Source organism: Shimia sp. (assembly GCF_022448905.1).
In the GTDB taxonomy this organism is placed as follows: domain Bacteria; phylum Pseudomonadota; class Alphaproteobacteria; order Rhodobacterales; family Rhodobacteraceae; genus Shimia.
In genome coordinates this window covers 97302-114974 of record NZ_JAKVCW010000005.1, presented here as the reverse complement: position 1 = coordinate 114974, position 17673 = coordinate 97302, and the positions used below count along the sequence as shown (strand labels likewise).

15 protein-coding genes are annotated in these 17673 nt (G+C 53.3%); 5 read left to right on the top strand and 10 right to left on the bottom strand.

Features of this window, described 5'->3' with window-relative positions; all coding sequences use genetic code 11:
• Nucleotides 1-473 precede the first annotated feature (473 nt).
• Nucleotides 474-1603 (top strand): IS3 family transposase gene (locus MK208_RS07365; protein ID WP_294115450.1). Its coding sequence is split into 2 segments (ribosomal slippage): nt 474-717 and nt 717-1603, totalling 1131 coding nucleotides; the frame shifts between segments, so codons are not numbered across the junction.
• A gap of 142 nt (nt 1604-1745) precedes the next feature.
• On the top strand, nt 1746-2456 hold the full coding sequence (locus MK208_RS07360) for an acylneuraminate cytidylyltransferase family protein (protein ID WP_294115448.1): 711 nt from the start codon (nt 1746-1748) through the stop codon (nt 2454-2456).
• Nucleotides 2457-2600: 144 nt separating this feature from the next.
• Here MK208_RS07360 and MK208_RS07355 read toward each other — a convergent pair whose 3' ends face one another.
• The 4 genes from MK208_RS07355 to rlmN all read right to left on the bottom strand — a co-directional run bounded on the left by MK208_RS07355 (nt 2601) and on the right by rlmN (nt 9597).
• Nucleotides 2601-4130 carry an N-acetylneuraminate synthase family protein gene (locus MK208_RS07355; protein ID WP_294115446.1) on the bottom strand — a complete coding sequence of 510 codons (1530 nt, stop codon included), beginning with the start codon at nt 4128-4130 and terminating at the stop codon, nt 2601-2603.
• Nucleotides 4069-4824 (bottom strand): inositol monophosphatase family protein, encoded by a 756-nt coding sequence (locus MK208_RS07350; RefSeq protein WP_294115444.1) that lies wholly within the window; start codon nt 4822-4824, stop codon nt 4069-4071. The genes MK208_RS07355 and MK208_RS07350 overlap by 62 nt, the downstream gene beginning before the upstream one ends.
• Before the next feature lie 712 nt (nt 4825-5536).
• A complete protein-coding gene (locus MK208_RS07345; RefSeq protein ID WP_294115442.1) occupies nt 5537-8143 on the bottom strand; it encodes a hypothetical protein in 2607 nt (868 codons plus the stop codon).
• Between the two features lie 260 nt (nt 8144-8403).
• Entirely contained in the window at nt 8404-9597 is a 1194-nt protein-coding gene (gene rlmN / locus MK208_RS07340) for a 23S rRNA (adenine(2503)-C(2))-methyltransferase RlmN (protein ID WP_294115441.1), read from the bottom strand.
• Between the two features lie 165 nt (nt 9598-9762).
• On the opposite strand from rlmN, the gene MK208_RS07335 reads away from it, so the two are divergent.
• Both MK208_RS07335 and MK208_RS07330 read left to right on the top strand, forming a co-directional pair.
• Complete coding sequence (locus MK208_RS07335; RefSeq protein WP_294115439.1) at nt 9763-10068, top strand: hypothetical protein; 306 nt, start codon at nt 9763-9765, stop codon at nt 10066-10068.
• Nucleotide 10069: 1 nt separating this feature from the next.
• Nucleotides 10070-10750, top strand: coding sequence for a YafY family protein (locus MK208_RS07330; RefSeq protein ID WP_294115437.1), 681 nt, complete (start codon nt 10070-10072; stop codon nt 10748-10750).
• On the opposite strand, the gene MK208_RS07325 is transcribed toward MK208_RS07330, so the two are convergent.
• Both MK208_RS07325 and MK208_RS07320 read right to left on the bottom strand, forming a co-directional pair.
• Nucleotides 10747-11373 carry a Hint domain-containing protein gene (locus tag MK208_RS07325; protein ID WP_294115436.1) on the bottom strand — a complete coding sequence of 209 codons (627 nt, stop codon included), beginning with the start codon at nt 11371-11373 and terminating at the stop codon, nt 10747-10749. The two genes, MK208_RS07330 and MK208_RS07325, sit on opposite strands and share 4 nt — an antisense overlap.
• Before the next feature lie 118 nt (nt 11374-11491).
• A complete protein-coding gene (locus MK208_RS07320; protein WP_294115434.1) occupies nt 11492-12025 on the bottom strand; it encodes an invasion associated locus B family protein in 534 nt (177 codons plus the stop codon).
• 169 nt (nt 12026-12194) lie between these two features.
• Here MK208_RS07320 and MK208_RS07315 point away from each other — a divergent pair, with 169 nt between their 5' ends.
• Nucleotides 12195-13190, top strand: coding sequence for an asparaginase (locus MK208_RS07315; protein ID WP_294115432.1), 996 nt, complete (start codon nt 12195-12197; stop codon nt 13188-13190).
• Between the two features lie 24 nt (nt 13191-13214).
• On the opposite strand, the gene MK208_RS07310 is transcribed toward MK208_RS07315, so the two are convergent.
• From MK208_RS07310 to MK208_RS07295, 4 genes are all read right to left on the bottom strand, one after another.
• Complete coding sequence (locus MK208_RS07310; RefSeq protein ID WP_294115431.1) at nt 13215-13529, bottom strand: hypothetical protein; 315 nt, start codon at nt 13527-13529, stop codon at nt 13215-13217.
• 146 nt (nt 13530-13675) lie between these two features.
• Entirely contained in the window at nt 13676-14947 is a 1272-nt protein-coding gene (locus MK208_RS07305) for a hypothetical protein (protein ID WP_294115430.1), read from the bottom strand.
• The gene (locus MK208_RS07300; RefSeq protein ID WP_294115429.1) at nt 14937-16292 is read right to left on the bottom strand and encodes a bifunctional cytidylyltransferase/SDR family oxidoreductase; all 1356 of its coding nucleotides are present in this window, start codon (nt 16290-16292) and stop codon (nt 14937-14939) included. Before MK208_RS07300 ends, MK208_RS07305 begins: the two co-directional genes overlap by 11 nt.
• Nucleotides 16289-17581 (bottom strand): polysaccharide pyruvyl transferase family protein, encoded by a 1293-nt coding sequence (locus MK208_RS07295; RefSeq protein ID WP_294115428.1) that lies wholly within the window; start codon nt 17579-17581, stop codon nt 16289-16291. The genes MK208_RS07300 and MK208_RS07295 overlap by 4 nt, the downstream gene beginning before the upstream one ends.
• Nucleotides 17582-17673 lie beyond the last annotated feature (92 nt).

The following is a 17673-nucleotide window of genomic DNA, read 5'->3' as shown; positions in this document are numbered from 1 at the left end:
AGCACCCCTATTTGCGAAGACCTCACGGCACTAAGCCTTTATGACGTGGCCCGGCACAATAAACGCCAAGAAATCGAGCGTTTCTTTGCCCACCCCAAGGGTTGGTTGCATGACACGAAACCCTGCCACAGGCGCTCAAAAGTCCTCCCTTCAGCCGGCGCTTGAGCACCATCGGTCATGTTCTGGTTATGAATCCCGGCTCTAAACCCGACGCACTTTAGCTAAATAATAGAGACTATCCGCAAAGGTGGGACACTTCAGGGCCAAACAATTCAACAGGGAACCGCGCTGCATCAACGCATTGTTGTGAAAAGGGCAGTTCTTTGTCGTGGGGCGCCCAGGGCGCTCTATCGTGTTCAACTCAAACCGACGTAATATATTTAGGCGATTCAGGCGTAATCGAAACCTTCTGGACCTGTCGCGGTTTGATGCCGCTCCTTTGATAGCATTTACTGCAACAAAGGAGACTGACTATGCGACTGAAACGGACGGACGAATTCCGCGCTGATGCGGTGCGTATCGCGCTGACAAGTGGGCTTAAGCGCAAGCAAGTGGCTGACGATCTGGGTGTCGGGATGTCGACGCTGAACAAATGGATCGCCGCGCATCGAGACACTGATGTGGTGTCGAAAGAAGATTTAGATCTCGCCAAAGAAAATGACCGACTTCGGCGCGAGATCAAGCTCCTCAAGGAGGAGAGGGAAATTCTAAAAAAGGCCACCCAGTTCTTTGCGGGCCTAAAGCAATGAGATTTAGGTTTGTCGAAGAACACAGGTCCAGCTTTCCAGCCAATCGGTTGTGTGAGGTTGTTGGCGTCAGTTCACGTGGTTTGCGTGCGTTCCGCAGCCGTCCAGCCAGCCGCAGACAGCGGTCGGATTTGATCACGTTGGCCCATATTAAAGAGCAATCCCGTCTTAGTTTGGGCAGCTATGGTCGACCACGCATGACGGAAGAGCTGAAAGAGATCGGCCTGGATGTTGGCCATCGTCGTGTTGGTCGTCTGATGCGCCAAAACGGCATATCAGTGGTCAGAACCCGCAAACACAAGGTGACAACGGATAGCGATCACAAGTTCAACATTGCGCCCAATCTGGTGGATCGTGACTTCGTGGCAGATGCACCAAACCAGAAATGGGCCGGTGACATCAGCTATGTCTGGACACGCGAGGGTTGGATTTATCTGGCAGTGATCCTGGACCTTCATTCAAGGCGTGTGATCGGCTGGGCGGTGAGCAATCGGATGAAACGTGACCTGGCAATCCGAGCATTGAAGATGGCCATCGCGTTCCGGCAACCGCCCAATGGTTGCATTCATCACACGGATCGTGGGTCGCAATATTGTTCACACGACTACCAGAAGCTACTGCGTCAACATGGGTTCAAAATATCGATGTCTGGCAAAGGCAATTGCTACGAAAATGCGGCTGTTGAGACCTTCTTCAAAACCATCAAGGCAGAACTGATCTGGCGACATCCTTGGGAAACAAGACGCAAAGCTGAGATGGCGATCTTCGAATACATCAACGGCTTCTACAATCCGCGCCGGCGGCACTCAGCATTGGGCTGGAAAAGCCCTGTCGCATTCGAACGGAAAGTGGCCTAAACGAGCACTTGGGGCGGCACGAAAACGTGACAGGTCCATTCTAAGGCTTTAAAATCAAAGGATGTCTGATAGTCTATGAAACGATCTCAAAAGCAAGAAATCTCCAAAAAGCTTGCACGCAACTCAAACCAAGAAAGCTCCCATGGACCCCATCATCGCCGTTATCCCCGCCCGCGCTGGAAGTGAGCGTGTAAAACACAAAAACACGCGCCCTTTTGCAGATATCCCAGGCGGTCTCTTGGAGTTGAAACTGAACCAGTTGAAAGGCGTCAAGGAGGTCGAAAAGGTCATCGTATCTAGCAACGATCCCGCTATTCTTGATTACACTGCCGCTTTTGGTCGTAATGTAGACAGCCGATTTGTCGCACTAGAACGCCCGGATGAGCTTGGCCGGTCATCTACTCCGATGAGTGAATATATCAAATACTCTGCGACTCTTTCCGAAGAGGGAGTTCAACTGATGACCCATGTTACCCATCCTTTCGTGACCGCAACTGTGTTTAGTGATCTGATTGAGGCCTGGCGCAGGGCTGAGGCAGAGGGGCATGACAGCCTTGTTACCGTGACAAAGCTCCACAAATTCATCTGGGATGAAAATGGGCCCTATAATTACGACAATACCGTTGAAAAATGGCCGCGCAGCCAGGACATCAAACCGTTGTTTGAAATCAATCACGCCGCCTACCTAATGCCGTTTGCCCGTATGCGCGCCGTTGGTGACCGTATCGGCACCAACCCTTGCTTGCACGAATTACCCGAACGCGTAACGATGGATATCGACTGGGAAGAACAGTTTCACTTGCTGGAAGATATCGCGCTGGCCAAGGTGCAACGGGGTGACAGCCTACTCTAGGATCGGAATATTGCACTGCTCCGATTTGCGCCGCCGTTAAACATATGGAACAGCGGACATCTATGCCCCCTGTCCCTGCATGCGCGACAAATCTTTAGAAACCGCATGTCATAGATTCTATGACATGCGGTGCATTTTATTTAGTCAGGCGGTGCCCCGAAAATACTTGTGGTGCTCGCTTTCGTTCACCTTTTTCTCTTCAGACCCGACAACCACTTCAACTTCACGAATTTTTGCTACGAATTCACGGAATTCTGAGGTCGCGAGATCAAGAGCAACGGCGTCAAAGTGCGCCCATTCGGTGTTGCCCAGCTTCACGTGTTTTTCCACCATGACTGCCCCAGCAGCGACCGCCATTCCAGAAGGCATCCATCCAAAATCATGGCTAGAATAGGCTGGTGCCAGATGGGGGTGTTTCAGCGAGAGATCCCGGTAGTGACGGATTACGCCAATGTTGCAATCGTGCTGTGGCGTTGGGTAAGCAGAGTTGCACTGCATGAGGTACAGCTTTTCGCAATCAGTGAAGGTCTCTATCACCCAATTTTCATAAGTTGTATCGGTCATTCCCGTCGATAAAACGATCCCAGCACGATAGTTTTTGGCCACATAAGCTAAGTAATCTGTGTGTTCAGAGATGGTTGACGGCAATTTGACCAGCTCTGGGTTGAACTGCATCATGAACTCAAACGACGGCTGGTCTAGCACAGATGCAAACCAACGTACCCCCAAGCTTTTGCATAGCTGATCCAGGAATTCAAAGTCACTCTGACTTAGCTCTAGCTGATTGCGGTAATCCCGAAACGTGTCCCCAAACGGCGAGACATATTTGGCATCCAACTGTTCTTTGGAATAGAATGTTTCGACGTCGCGCTTCTGAACTTTTACAAAATCAGCACCTGCAGCCTTGGCGGCACGCACCATGCGCTCCAACCGTTGCCGATCGCCAAAGTGATTGGTTGTCAATTCAGCTGTAATCAAGACACCTTGATGCGCACGCTCGGAAGTACCCTTCTTTTCTGGAATAAGCTGGGCATTCAACTCGGAGCCAGACAAGCTTGAAAAGCGACGTTTGCCGACGTGATGTATGTCCAGCTCGCTCTCGCGAAGCATGTAGAGCGCATTAATAAAGTAGTATTCCTGCGGCGCGATGATAAAGGCACGATCATCTGTGCTGTTTAATGAGTAATCCTTGCCAATGGCCGCGGAGTAGCCTTGGTCCGCGGAAAAATCAAAGCCGAGCATATAGACTTTTTGTGTCTTTCCGCGAATTTGGGCAATGATCCGCGCCAATCTCAGCGCTGACAAAAACAGCACATCCTCAATGACAAACTCACTGTCAGGATTGTCAGAAACCAGCCGAGTCATCATCATGTCGCTGCCGTCTTGAGAGCCGGCGACATACCGCACCCTTTCCACCTCTCCACGGGGCGGATCCAGATCTGTTGACGTTACATAGAGGCGCGAGCGCCAGCCGCTTTCCTCTAGAGCTTGATGCACCCATGAATCATGAAACACCGTGATATCACAGGGGGCAATTCGCTCTGAATCATTGACCCCAATGACCAAAGCCCCAACTAAAATTTCCGGATCAATTTCGTCGATCGACGCTCCTTTACCCAGAATGAAGATCGTATCGGTGCTGAATGTCGACGCGATACTTCTTACCCGGTTCAAGAAATTCCCCATGATATGATTTGCCCTCTACTTCGATTTCACAGTTATGTTCTAGGGCAAGCATAAGCCCCGGCAAAAGATCCCAAGAGTATGCCCCCTTGGGATTGGTAAAGCGGGCGAATGCTCCACGCACTACATTATAAAGATTATAAACTGCACACCCGGTAACACGGTTCTCTTGGCTTGAGCCCATGCCTTCAAAAATCTCATCGCACATTGATGAGGAGAACCCACGGATCCGTGACCGGATCGGAAGCAACGAGTCACCTGTCATAAGGTGTTCGCCAAGTTCTGGCATCAAAAGCATACTGCCTAAGTGAGTTCCGCCATGCCACAACGTAAACGAAACACCCCATTCCTTGAGGCCAGAACAGAAGTTTTCTGTGCCGTCGATAGGGTCAAGAATGGCATAATACCCTTCGCTCGCCAATGGCGTGTCAGCACTGAAAGTCTCCTCGCCCGCAAATGTGACGCCAGGAATGCGGTCAACCAAGTATTTTTGGATCAGATCTTCCAAGAATACATCGGCTGCCGTCACAGGGCTGTTGTCAGGTTTTAGAGTGATATCATAGCGTTTGGCCAGGATATGCTCCATGTTGGCTGCTATCAAATCAATCAATCCATGCATCAGTGCGCGTGTAGCTGCTAGATCGGGAGGGGCATCACCAAAACTGGTGGTAGACATTTCAGTCATTGTCGTGGTCCTAATTGGGTCGAAAGTCTAGACTGTGAAAGTCGCCCCGCTCTAGTAAAGCCGTGTACCTTCTGGGCCGACGTTAAACATGTGGCGACTATCTTTGGTTTAGCCTTAGAGGCTTTTAAAACAGTAACTTCCATTTCACTTTTCGCCTCTTCGAGACAAAGGCTGACGTAGTGTATTATTTTCTTGCGCTCGCGGCTCAATTTGATTTCGATATAGTCTCGTGCCAAATCACTCTTGATCAGCACGGACGCTTTGAACCATCAAATACCCCCATAATTGAGGGATCGTCAAACCAAGTTTTCGCAACGAACAGCTCAGGTTAATTGGTTAAGTTTGAGTGTAGGTGCATGACTGGCTTGGCCTTCACAGCGTTTTGGTCCAAGCATAACGCATTGACTAGAACCAAGCAGCCTGCAGCCATTCCTGACACAGGCCGCAATGTTGGCAGCGTCTTTGAGTTTACCTAGCCTCGAGACGCCCAGCTCGAATTTGTCCTGATAGCCCCCTTTTCGGGCGGCAGACCAAAATCTCTGGGTCGCTGGCCTTCCCACTATTGCGCGGCTTACCTTTGCTCCTTCTTAAGCGATCCATAGACATTGGCGCCTGACAAAAGAAAACAACAAGGGTCTCTTAAGCGCCCGTTATTCGGCCGTCCAAAGAAGCTTGGCGTCCAATTACTTCAGGGTGTTTTATGCCACCGCGCTTACGCGACGGCATTTTTTTCATCGGTCGTGTCAGGCTTTGGCAAACCAAGAACATCATAGAAATCCACACGCTCAATCATGTCGAGCTTGCCTCCGGGCGCAGCGTTGTAAAGTCGACAACCGTCTTCAGCGATAACATCCTGTAGGTTCGCAAAAGCAAGATTCACCAACTCAGTTCCCGAACCCCCTGGACGGAAATGGTCCAGTCGCTCCGTTTCCTTGCCCCCTCCACCGTAGAAATGGGTCGTTGCACCAGAATAATCCAGGTCAACACCGATGATGTAGATTTCTTTGTACCCCATCAAATGTGCGATTTGTGCTGCCATTACCACAACGGAATTACCACGATGCAAATGCAATGACGCATGTCGGAAGGGAACCAGCGACAATTTCTTACCTGACGATCCGACGGGAATAACAGGTACGCTCGGCGGCCTACGCCAGAGACAATTTGTGGCCAAAAAGTACTTCTCAACCGATGCACCATCAGCATCGATTTCTCGTGCATGGTTTTTATAAACCAGCGGATCTGCCACAACCAAATACCTCGGATTCGGCAAGCCGATGTCAAGCGCACGCATGCCGCGGTTCACGCAAAAGATATCTTCGCCGGCCAGGGCGTCTAGGGGCATTTCGGATATCGACGGGCCATTCCCAACGATAAAGCAACGCTTACGTTCTGCAGTGTTCACAATCGAGTTTGTGTCAAAGCCGACATAACGTTGTTGCCAATCTGAAATACGCGCGCCCATTTGCGCATACCCTACACGCTGCGCAACATCCAAGAGCCGACTGGTAAGAGCCTCGGATGTAGGGAGCCGAGCGAGCAAAAAATGCGTCAGTGACATGGCGTAACTATCGAGTTGGGCCTCAGACAGCTGGTCCAAGAATTTCACCGCAATAGCTTCGGCCCCGGCAACGTCGGCGTCTCCCAGACGGGTATCTATATTGCTGCGAACAACGTTCCAGATCTTTTTTGCGGAAGTGGCATCAAGTTCTAGCGTCAAAGGGAGATCAAGAAGTGCCTTAACCTGTTCCCATTCACGCCGGCGAATAAAGAACCGTAATATTTCTTCGCGCTGAACAGGGTCAATCTCCAGATCACCAGAGGCATTTTGGGCAATCATTTGTTTATACCGATCCACAGCGGCATCACCGCGACTGGGATCGAACATCAAACCCAGCGAGTCCGACAAAAACTTGCCATCATACATAGTGGTCGTTCGCAAAACGAGACTATGGATTTCGGTTGGCAGAAATGAAGCAGGAGTGGGATGATAGTAAACCAAATCATAAAGCCAACGCATGACAGGCGTCCGCTTGGCGGGTATCGGCAGATTATTTGTAACTGCGAACTGCATAACATCGCGCATGGCAGAGAAATCACCGCGCCGATAATGAATCTCGACCATCCCTCTCAACCAGAGGGAGTTTCTTCCGTATTCCGCTTCATAAACAGCCAACGCGTCTTCACACTCTTCAAGGCGCGAGGCCTTTATGAGGGCTTCGATCAGGAGAGGGTAGTGTTCTTTTGGCCGTTTTGATGTGTCTATAAGCCGGCGCGCCCACCAAATTGCCGCCGAGTGGCGACTATTCGCAAATAGTATTTCTGCCGTCATCACCTGGACATTCTCGGAATAGAATTTTTTGGCGTGACGTCCAAGCGTGAGGGCACCGACTTCGTCCACTGGCTGTATGGTTGTTGCCAGCGTAAGCATGCCTGTGGCACGTAGCCGATCGATACTAATCGCGGCAGTACGTTCACGGGCGTCATCCACCCCAATTCGGAAGACCCACTCAGATGGCATTGAGCCGGCTTTACCGGGGTGCCGCAACTCAAGATTTTTCCAACGCTCAAGCGCAACAGCCCAAGCATCAGAGGCAATTGCGACTTCCGCATGCAGCTTTAGCAAGGGCATTTGTCTTGGATACTTCCTCACCAAAGCCTGCGCTTTTTCTTCGGCCTGGTCTAGAGCACCAGCATTGATGAGCGCGCGAACACCTCTGACGTAGCTGTTTATCCTTGCTTTGCCTCTTGCTTTTTCACCGCGTAAAAACCATGTTTCCGCAGCAGACAACCAATCCTTTTTAGCTTCTGCCAGAAGACCTTCGACGCGAAGCAACCTCTCATTGTGAGGTTTAGCTATACGTTGCTCCGCCAAGAGGGCATCCGCTTTCTCTAAGTTGCCTATCTGCACAAACACATCTGCTACAGAAATCTGCAGTCGCGAACTGACAAGACATTTCCCATTCTCAATCAATTCCCACCGTTGAACCACGTCACCCGAGCGCTTTGTCTTCAATGCCAAACGGCAATAGGCTTCCGACAAGGCATCGTCATCTGGGAACTTCGCTTTGGCGTCGCGCAAAATCTCATCTGCACGCGCCCAATCGCCACTTTCCGCGGCAGCTTTGCTGGACCGGAGATAGGGCAAAATGGGCCTCGGCAGTTTCTCTAGTTGCCAATACGTAGCGGTTGCCGAGCGCCCCATCCCAAGTCGCTTCACTGCTCCCCGAAACTTGCTCCGGATCACTGCTCGAGTGGCCGCTGGCAAGCCTTTGAAATATTTTCTCGCAACAGTCTTTTTAGCAGATTTTTTGGGCATGGAATTCATTTCTAATGTTACAGTGCAGTTTATTTACATGGCCACTTTATTACTGGATTCTAGAAAGATCTTGCGAGTAGCGCCAATTTTCACAGACACATCTCCAAATTTTCCGGTCAAGTCAATACTTCGGGGCCCGTCGGCAGAGTTTTTGGAACTGCCTGGGAAATCTCGTTTGGGCACGGTCGCATTCGATCTGCCGCACCGTCTCAATCAGCGGCACTACTTGCTGTTACGGCGGCTTGCCGAACGGTGCTTGTTCAAACTTGCGACATGCCCGCTTCGGCCTCGATTTGCTTGCGCGACTTGCGCGCGCGTTCGGTGGCCGACTTCAACTGGCCACAGGCCGCCATAATATCCTCGCCCCGCGTTTTGCGGATCGGGGAGGCATAGCCCGCCTGATAGATGATGTTGGCAAAGGCGCGAATGCGGTTGTTGGAGCTGCGCTTATACGGCGCGCCGGGCCATTCGTTGAACGGGATCAGGTTGATCTTCGCCGGAATGTTGTAGCGTTTGATGTGATCGATCAAACGGTGCGCGTCCTCATCAGAGTCGTTCACACCGTCGAGCATCACATATTCAAAGGTGATGCGTTCGGAATTGGACACCTTCGGGTAATCCGAAAGCGCTTGCAGCAGCTCATCGATTTTCCAACGTTTGTTGATCGGCACCAGCACGTCACGCACGTCATCCGTCGTCGCGTGGAAAGATATTGCCAGCAAGCAGCCGATCTCCTCTGCCGTGCGCGCAATCTCCGGCACCACGCCAGAAGTCGACAGTGTGATCCGACGGCGAGACAAAGAAATGCCCTCAGGGTCCATCGCAATCTTCATCGCGTCGCGCACGTTGTCAAAATTATAAAGCGGCTCGCCCATGCCCATCAGCACGATGTTGGACAGCAGACGGGTTTCATCTTTGGGTTCACCGGGAACCGGCCATTCACCAAGGTCATCCCGCGCCACCATCAGCTGACCGATGATTTCGCCAGCCGTCAGATTGCGCACCAGTTTTTGCGTGCCGGTGTGACAGAAGGAACAGGTCAGCGTGCAGCCCACCTGCGAAGAGATACACAGCGTGCCGCGATCCTCTTCGGGGATGTAAACGACCTCAACCTCATGACCACCAGCAATGCGCACCAGATATTTGCGCGTGCCATCTTCTGACACCTGCCGTGTCACCACCTCGGGCAGTGCGATCTCAAACTTTTTGTCGAGCTCCGCGCGATAGGCTTTGGCGAGGTTGGTCATCTCGTGGAAATCGCGCACGCCCCACTGATAAATCCACTGCCAGATCTGCCCGACGCGCATCTTGGCCTGCTTTTCTTTGGTGCCATTGGCAATCAGAACTTCGCGCAGCTGATCACGCGTCAACCCAACAAGGTTGATCTTACCACCTTCAGGCAGCTTGCGGGGAATGGTCATCACGTCCTGCGTGATTGGCGCGGAGGTACTCATGGCTCTGTGACTCATCTGGGAATTCAAGCGGTGCAGATACACCATTTAGGGCGTTTTGCAAATAATGCCAGAAAACGCGCTTAACGCCTAATCCAACTGACAGCCCGTGTCAGTTGGCCTGTGGGAAAAGGCGCATATCACAAACGGACAACACAGGAGACCATCATGTCTGTTATCGAAATTGTGCGCTACCGTCTGAAAGACGAAGCAACGCAGGACCAAGCCGTTGCCGCCTGGGGGAAATCCCAAAGCTTTGCCAAGGCACAGCCGGGATTCATCGGGCGTCGCATCGCCACCACGGCCGATGGGGAATGGATTGACGAAGTGGAATGGGAAAGCCTTGAACATGCCCATGCTGCAGCGTCCGCATTCAATCCCGAAACCTATCCTGAACTGATGGACCTCATGGCGGTTCTGGATCAAAGTTCCATGAGCATGACCCACTACACCATTCAAGGCAGTACATCCTAAAATGCGTCGGACCGACCGTCTTTTTGATCTGATCCAGCTCCTACGCGATGGGCGTCTGCACACCGCGTCCGATTTGGCGGAACAGATGGAGGTGTCGGTCCGCACCATTTATCGCGACATGGACACGCTGGTGGCCTCTGGCATTCCGGTCGAAGGCGAACGCGGGGTGGGCTACATCCTGCGCGCGCCGGTGTTCATGCCACCCATGGCGCTCACACAAGTGGAGCTGGAGGCGCTGCACCTTGGGGCGGCATTGGTACGTCAGACTGCGGATACTGAGTTGCAAGAGGCGGCCACACGGGTGCTGACCAAGATTGATCAATCGATGCCGGAGCCGATGTTTGGCGCGCTGGATGGCTTTGGCAAAGAGATATTTGCCGCGCCCGAGGTCGAGGCGAGTTTCGGCAACATGCCCACCATCCGCCGCGCGATCCGTGAGCAGCTGGTGATGCTGATTGACTACACGGCGCTAGATGGTCGCCACAGCCGCCGCCGTATTCGCCCGCTGCAAATGGAATACTGGGGCCGCGCCTGGACCTGCACCGGCTGGTGCGAGGAGCGCAGCGATTTCCGGGTATTCCGCGTCGACCGCATCAATGACATCCTCGTGCCCGGCGACCGGTTCGAGCAGGAACCGGGCCAGACTTTGGTGGATTACCTCAAGCGGTTTGAGGCAGGTTAGGCCCGCTTTTTCACGTCGACAACCTGCGCTGCTTCGATCTTATCCAGTCGCCGCCGCCATTTGTCCGTTTTCTGTTTCATTGCCAAGAGCTCTGGAAACAGCTCCGCCATTTCATCGGCGTCCAGCTGTTCAAACAGATCCACATTGCGCCCGGGATGGCGCATTTCCACATGCATACCGTCCACCGTCGCCACACAAGGCGTGTCGCAGACAAAGAGATAAAACTCCGAAGAACCTGCGGTGTCCTCGGAGATGCCACGCCAGCCCACTAGGTCTTTGACCGGCACAAGTACTTCGCACGCGGTAAAGGCCTCTTCGAACTCCGCGCCTTTCATCCACAGCCGCGCATCTGGCGACAGCCAGCAATCGCGTGCGGGTACCCGGCGCCCCATCGCGCCTGCAGGCACTTTAACCGGTGCGTTCTGTGCAAACAGCCGCCCAACCCAGCGCACGGGCGTCAGCCCGTGATCCCGGCTGACAACCTCGTCGCCAGCCCGCAGCTCTTCAATGGCCACTTCGCCAAGTCGTGTCGCAATTTTGGTGCCACGTGCCACGCAGCCCAATTCCAGATTGCTGATCTCCAGCGCGATTGCTGGTGCCTGTGTTTGTACGTCCTGGGCCATTGACTGCTCTCCCATGGCTTGTGACCCAGCCGGTTGATCCGGCTGGCCTCCCCCATGGTGGCAATGTCAGGCATTTAAGGACCCTGGCAGGGGCCCTGCTTCGGTTTGCGCGAAGCAGTTACTTACAGCGCTTTTCGGCGTCTTCCACAGCGGCGGTGAAGCCGCGCAGAGAGAATGTGTCGCTGGTTTTGGTGCCACGCGAGGAGCGCGCAACAAAGGTCGCATCCGCGCCGCGCTTCATCGCCGCAACAATCTTGGCGTCATCGCCGGAAGACGCGGGCCAGGCCCATTCGCCGTCGGTGATCATCACAAAGGCTTGGCCATCAATGGACACATCCACAGTAGAGCCGCCCGCAAAGGGATAGCCGCCAGTGAAGCCCACTTGGGCCGCCACATCGGCGCTTGGCACAAAGGACACCATCAACAGGATGTCGCTGCGGCGCACGGCCACAACCTGGCCGTTGCGGGTGTTCACAGTCTCTTTGGCGGTGCTCACTGCCCAGCATTCCTGCTTGCCACCGTCTTTGTGCTCAAACACGCTCCAGTCGGTGATCGCATTGACCTGATTTTCGCTTGCGGCCTGTGCCGATACCATACCGCCCCAAACCGCAGTAGCGGTCACGGCCAGCGCTTTCACCCAACGTGATGTCATTGCTCTTACAGCCTCCAAGCTGTGTATTGCCTCTGTCGTCCGCCCGTTGGCTTTGCACCATTTGAAGTGGGCTGGACATTGTTATACGCGATGCGCAGAGTTTAGCCCATGTTTGTTGCCGCGCGAAAGACCCGTTGGCACAAAATTGCCCACAATTGCGAGAGAAATCATGACCAAAGCCGTGCCTATGACCGAAATCCGGCGGGGAGACATCCTGGAGAGCATGCATTCCGGCCATGCGGTGGTCTGTAATGTCGATGGGGATATTCTCCATGCCTGGGGCGATCCGGACGCAATTGTGCTGCCGCGCAGCTCCTCCAAGATGATCCAGGCCTTGCCTTTGGTGGAAAGTGGCGCGGCGGACGCGGCTGGATTGACGGACCAGCATCTGGCGCTGGCCTGCGCGTCCCACAACGCCTCTGCGATCCACAACACCATGGTCAACGACTGGTTGGCGGCACAGGGTTTCAGCGATGAAGACCTGATCTGTGGCCCCCAGGAACCCCGCGACATTGGCATTCGTGACGAGTTGATCCGCTGCAACGATCCGGTGTGCCGGGTGCATAATAACTGCTCCGGCAAACACACCGGCTTTCTGACCCTGTCCAAACATCTCGGCGCAGGTGGCAACTACACTGACATCGATCATCCGGTGCAAAAGGCCGTTCAGGCGGCACACGAAGAGCTGACCCATGAGGCCAGCGCAGGCTACGGCATCGACGGCTGTTCTGCGCCAAACCACGCCAGCACCCTAAAAGGCATGGCACGCGCGATGGCGTTTTACGCGGCGGCGCGGGAAGGCAATGGCACCCGCGAAACCGCCGCTGCCCGCCTGCGCACCGCGATGGCGAAGCATCCTGAATATGTCGCAGGCGAAGGCCGCGCCTGTACCAATCTGATGCGCGCTATGGGGCACACTGTGGCGATTAAAACCGGGGCGGAAGCCTATTTTGTTGCCATGCTGCCAGAGCAAAAACTGGGCGTGGCTTTGAAAATCATCGACGGCGCCACCCGCGCCTCGGAGAATGCCCTGGCCGCTATTCTGGTGAAACTAGGCGTTCTGGATCCGAACCATCCCGAGGCACAAAAATACCTCGATGCGCCGATCCGCAACTGGGATGGCCTGCAAACCGGCGTCATGCGCGCGGCGTCTACATTGAACTAAACAAAAGGCGGCCCGCCGGCCGCCTTACATCTCCATCGCCTCTGCGACTTCTACGGTGCCCAAGCCGTGTTCAAGTATGGGGCAACCCTTGGCGATTTCGCAGGCGGCATCCATATCGGCGGCATTCACCAGAGTGTAGCCGGACACAGGATTGGCCCCACCGTCATGCGCAACGCCATGCACCGTCACAGTCTTGGACATGCCCGCAGGATTGCCGCCATCAACGAGATCCTCGCCGATGCCTTCCATCCATTTCGTCCAGGCCGCCATGACCTGCTCGCCTTCCTCCGGCGTCTCAGGTCGTCCGCCACCGTGGTAGATAAACATAAACTTGGGCATGGTACGTCTCCTTCCGACAAAAGAACTGTCTTGAAAGTCCTGAAACAAACGCAACACCCCGCAGGATGACGCGTTTGTCCAGTGTACCACATTTTACTGGTTTGGTCTTGCAGCAGGGAGGCCCCCTACAAGCAAGTCACGGCCAATTAGCCTTTTATCTTCGGCAGCCGATCCAGTTCTTTAAAAAACTGACCGTTTGCCGTCTTCTCAAGATCAACGCGGTAGTTCATGGCCTGCGCGCGTTCTTCGGCGAGGTAATCGTCACCGTCAACAATCACCTGCTTCAGCAACGCCTTCAGCTCATCCACATTTCGGTAGAGATAGCAAAACGCATTTCTCTCCTCAAAATCGTCCGCCACCAATGCAGGCGGCTGCGGATAGTACAAAAAGATCGGCACATTGATGAAAAGACACTCCGTCACCGCCGCCGAGATATCACAAACGACAAAGCGCAGTGGCTTTTTCAAGATATCGCGCAGTTGAGTGCCCTGGTCCGGCAAAAACAGTCCAACTTCAGGAGCTGATAACGCCTCACCATTCTCATCAATCGTCTTAGTGATCTGCGGTGGCTTATGCGCTTCCACAACCCTTGAAACCGCTTTCACGTCGGCGTTCGTGGACCAAGGGTGTAGCTTCAGGAAGCCAGCCGCCGTGTCTCCCAAACTCTCTTGCGCAACGGCCGCGATGCCTTTGATGATATCAAGGGAGGAATAATTGGTGTTGGCGTAATACCCACGCCAAGTAGGGAAATAGCCCCATTGGTTCCGCTCTTCCAAGCCGTATTTTGGCAACGACTTGAACCAGTCCTGCATCCACGGCTGACCCACAATAGGAAACTTCAGCGCAGAATAATCGCCGGACACCCGGTCAAAACGGTCGCGATGCGCCTGACCTGCCACCCAAACCTCATCATAAAGACGGAAGCATTTGTTGGCGCTGGAGGCTTTGTTGCTATCGCCATGGCCAAGAAACACATGGGTCAGATCCGTGTTGCGCACGACTTGCATATTCGCGCCATTGTTGGCCGGGTAGAAAACAGCCTTCAGATTTGGCATGCGGTTCAACAACGGCTCAATTTGAGCCATTGTTGAAATGGGGTAAACGTGTGGGTCGTCATTTACTGACCACCAGCCAGCGGAAAGGCGAAAAATCGAAGCGTGAGTTCCCGGCCGTTTCGAAAAGACCGGGTTCCACATATTGTAGTGGCTCAACGCGTTCTTCTCAGCATAGTAGACTACATACTCTATGTCTGGCAGAGGTGTTTTCAGGTCCATTTCATTTGCGGAAATCGCATGAAAACACGCTGAGCGAACCGCAACCCCGGAACCTGCGTACTTTTTGATCGACTGCACATTTTCGCGCGTCACAAAAGCCCTGGCAGCTTCTTTTCCGACGTTTTTGAGCAGCTTAATAAACATGATTTATTATTCCGGAATCCGGCGACTTCAGCAACTTGAGCACTTGCAAAGACACCTCTTTCGGCTGCAACAAAGTGCTTGGATCTTCCCCGGGGAAGGCCGCGTGGCGCATAGGCGTATTTGCCCGTCGCGGCACGATACAATTCACCCGCACATCGTCTGGTGCCCATTCCTCACACAGCGCCTGTGTCAGGTTGACCACTGCGGCTTTGGAAGAAGAATAGACAGCGTAGTCTTTACGGCCACGATAATAGGATGACGAAGACACCAGCATCAACTGGCCTTTGGACGCCTTTAAGAAGTCATAAGACAGGCGCGCGATATTTAGCGCCCCCATATAATTGGTCTGCACAACCCGCTCCAGATCGTTTGGATCGATCTCCGCCAGTTTTCCGATGTGTAGCACACCCGCAAAATTGATGACCGCATCGATTGGCCCTTTCGCCGCGGCAGCTTCTAGCGTCGCGGCCACATCATCGGCCCTTGAAATGTCACAGCCTGCACTGCGCGATGCGCCGTGAACAGTGGCTCCAAGGTTCTCAAGGTAGATCTTCGCATCTTCACCCAGACCGGAACTGGCGCCAAAGATCACGATATTCATCGCCGAGACGTCCACGTTAGAAGCACGCGCCTGAGCCCCGGTTTGACCGGTCATGATCAGTTGCTCTGCCATGAACAGATCAATCGGATGGGTGATTTTGATGTTGCTTTCATCCCCGTCAATCAAACCGATCTTTGCCTGCGGGCGGGCCGCCAGATACATGCCGCAATCATCAGTAAACGTTGCCGCGGCCAGATCCGGCACCTCGTCGATCACGTCACGCAGTTTTCCGAGCCAAAAACCTTGCGGTGTCTGTCCCCGACGAAAGGCTTCGCGACGGGGAATCCGCCCAATCAGATCTATGGCACCCGGATCCACTTCAACCAACGTATCCGCGGACGGGATCACCACGTCCACAGCATCGTAAATATCCAAGCCACTGTAACAGGCGTTGATTACGTCGTGCTTGATGAATGGGCGCACGCCGTCATGCACCAGAACCTTGGTTTCGGCTGGGCCTTCAACTGCCTGCAAACCCGCTCGGGTGGATTCCAGACGATTTGATCCACCTTCAACAATTTTGATCGAAGGATGCGCAATATCGGAGACAATTTTCTTCGCTTCGTCCAGGATTGTTCCGCGGCTGACCAAAATGATCTGCTTCACGTTTTCGCAGGCCGCGACGTTTTCCAACGTGTGCTGCAAAATCGTCTTTCCCGCCAACATGGCCAACTGTTTTGGCTTTTCCGACCGGAAGCGCGTCCCAGAACCGCCAGCAAGAATGATGAAGGCAGATTCGCTCATTTTCCTAGCACCGCTTGTGTGACTCGTTTCACGTATGTCTTCAGCCCACGGTGTTTTTTCTTTGTTTGATTGGCTTGCCACTTCAAACGTTCGGTCCGATGAGCTTCAGTTTGGTGAGGCAAGGTGGGCATTTCACCGGGGAAATGAGCCTGGGCCAACTTTTTCTCGAAAGCTTCACCTTTGTCCTCGCCTTCTTGATAGACATGGCGCAAATTGTTTTTCTCAAGGAAAGACAACCAGGTTTCAAAGCGGGCCGCGTGGTTCCGTTGCAATGGACCGTAATCGGCTTCCGCATAAAGCTCGCAAGCCAGCACCTTGGGAGAGATATCCGACATCGGTTTGTGTGGGATTTCGAAGTAGCGTGCTAGTTCCAGTGTGCGGCTATCATGCGCCATAACAAAGGAAGGCGTGCCCGCTAGAAGGCCCATAACATTGCCGTGAATGCGTGTGCCAAACACAAAATCGTATTTGCGCAAATGATCAAGCCAGGTTTTGGTGTCTATGAACATGCGCAGCCGATCCTCTTCAAACATCGGGTGGTCTGTGGTCTTGGGAAAAACCTTGCCAGGCTGTTCCAAAAACTCGCCATTCCATAGTATTTGATCAAGGCTTTCATTATTTTGCGGAATATACACTAGTTTTTCATAGTGCTTATAGTTCCGCTCAAAAATTTTGCTGATACCTCTCACATAAGGGGAGACATTCATCGAGACTTTATCAGAGGGCAAAAGCTCCTCGCGGGTCTGTATCTGCGGAAGACTTGCGCCATGATAAAACATCGACGGACATCCGATCACATCGATTTCGTCATCCGAAAATCCGAGGCTGCGCAGAAATTCATAGGTGTACTCACCCCGAACCCCAATAGAGGCAGAACGCTTCAACACTGCCTTACAGAATGCAGCCACATCTGGCCCCATTTCGGCAATTGCCTCAGGCGTCGCATCCAAACCAGCCTGCGCTCCCACGCCAGTGACTACAACCGGAATTTTGAGCTGCTCTACCAAATCGGTAAATTTGCGCAGATGAGGCAAAAAGGACGTGCGAAACGCATTGGCAAACGGAAGCACCACCACATCATAGTCCGAATTCACGACGGCCGCGCGGCTGGGCCTCGCCGAATAGCCGTTCATGCGGAGAGTCGTGTTTTTTGTCGACAGGGTCCGCCAAACCGACTCCGCGAAAATCAGGTTTCCGCTGTTGGTACCCAATTTGTTGCGAGCTAATGTGTCTTCGTAAGAGATATATTGAAACGGGGATTTTCCACCGCGCATCAAAATCCGGGTCATAAGCAATAGCCTTGGATAACTGCGTTAAATTCGCCCATTTCGGGCATGGCGAGGACATAAGGTGGTTGACGGATCAACGCAAGCAGACGTTG

Bases quoted from the DNA above. Each gene is read 5' to 3' on its own strand.
- MK208_RS07360 (WP_294115448.1), top strand. From the start codon at position 1,746: ATGGACCCCATCATCGCCGTTATCCCCGCCCGCGCTGGAAGTGAGCGT.
- MK208_RS07350 (WP_294115444.1), bottom strand. From the start codon at position 4,824: ATGACTGAAATGTCTACCACCAGTTTTGGTGATGCCCCTCCCGATCTA.
- MK208_RS07345 (WP_294115442.1), bottom strand. From the start codon at position 8,143: ATGCCCAAAAAATCTGCTAAAAAGACTGTTGCGAGAAAATATTTCAAA.
- rlmN (WP_294115441.1), bottom strand. From the start codon at position 9,597: ATGAGTACCTCCGCGCCAATCACGCAGGACGTGATGACCATTCCCCGC.
- MK208_RS07335 (WP_294115439.1), top strand. From the start codon at position 9,763: ATGTCTGTTATCGAAATTGTGCGCTACCGTCTGAAAGACGAAGCAACG.
- MK208_RS07330 (WP_294115437.1), top strand. From the start codon at position 10,070: ATGCGTCGGACCGACCGTCTTTTTGATCTGATCCAGCTCCTACGCGAT.
- MK208_RS07325 (WP_294115436.1), bottom strand. From the start codon at position 11,373: ATGGCCCAGGACGTACAAACACAGGCACCAGCAATCGCGCTGGAGATC.
- MK208_RS07320 (WP_294115434.1), bottom strand. From the start codon at position 12,025: ATGACATCACGTTGGGTGAAAGCGCTGGCCGTGACCGCTACTGCGGTT.
- MK208_RS07315 (WP_294115432.1), top strand. From the start codon at position 12,195: ATGACCAAAGCCGTGCCTATGACCGAAATCCGGCGGGGAGACATCCTG.
- MK208_RS07310 (WP_294115431.1), bottom strand. From the start codon at position 13,529: ATGCCCAAGTTTATGTTTATCTACCACGGTGGCGGACGACCTGAGACG.
- MK208_RS07305 (WP_294115430.1), bottom strand. From the start codon at position 14,947: ATGTTTATTAAGCTGCTCAAAAACGTCGGAAAAGAAGCTGCCAGGGCT.
- MK208_RS07300 (WP_294115429.1), bottom strand. From the start codon at position 16,292: ATGAGCGAATCTGCCTTCATCATTCTTGCTGGCGGTTCTGGGACGCGC.
- MK208_RS07295 (WP_294115428.1), bottom strand. From the start codon at position 17,581: ATGACCCGGATTTTGATGCGCGGTGGAAAATCCCCGTTTCAATATATC.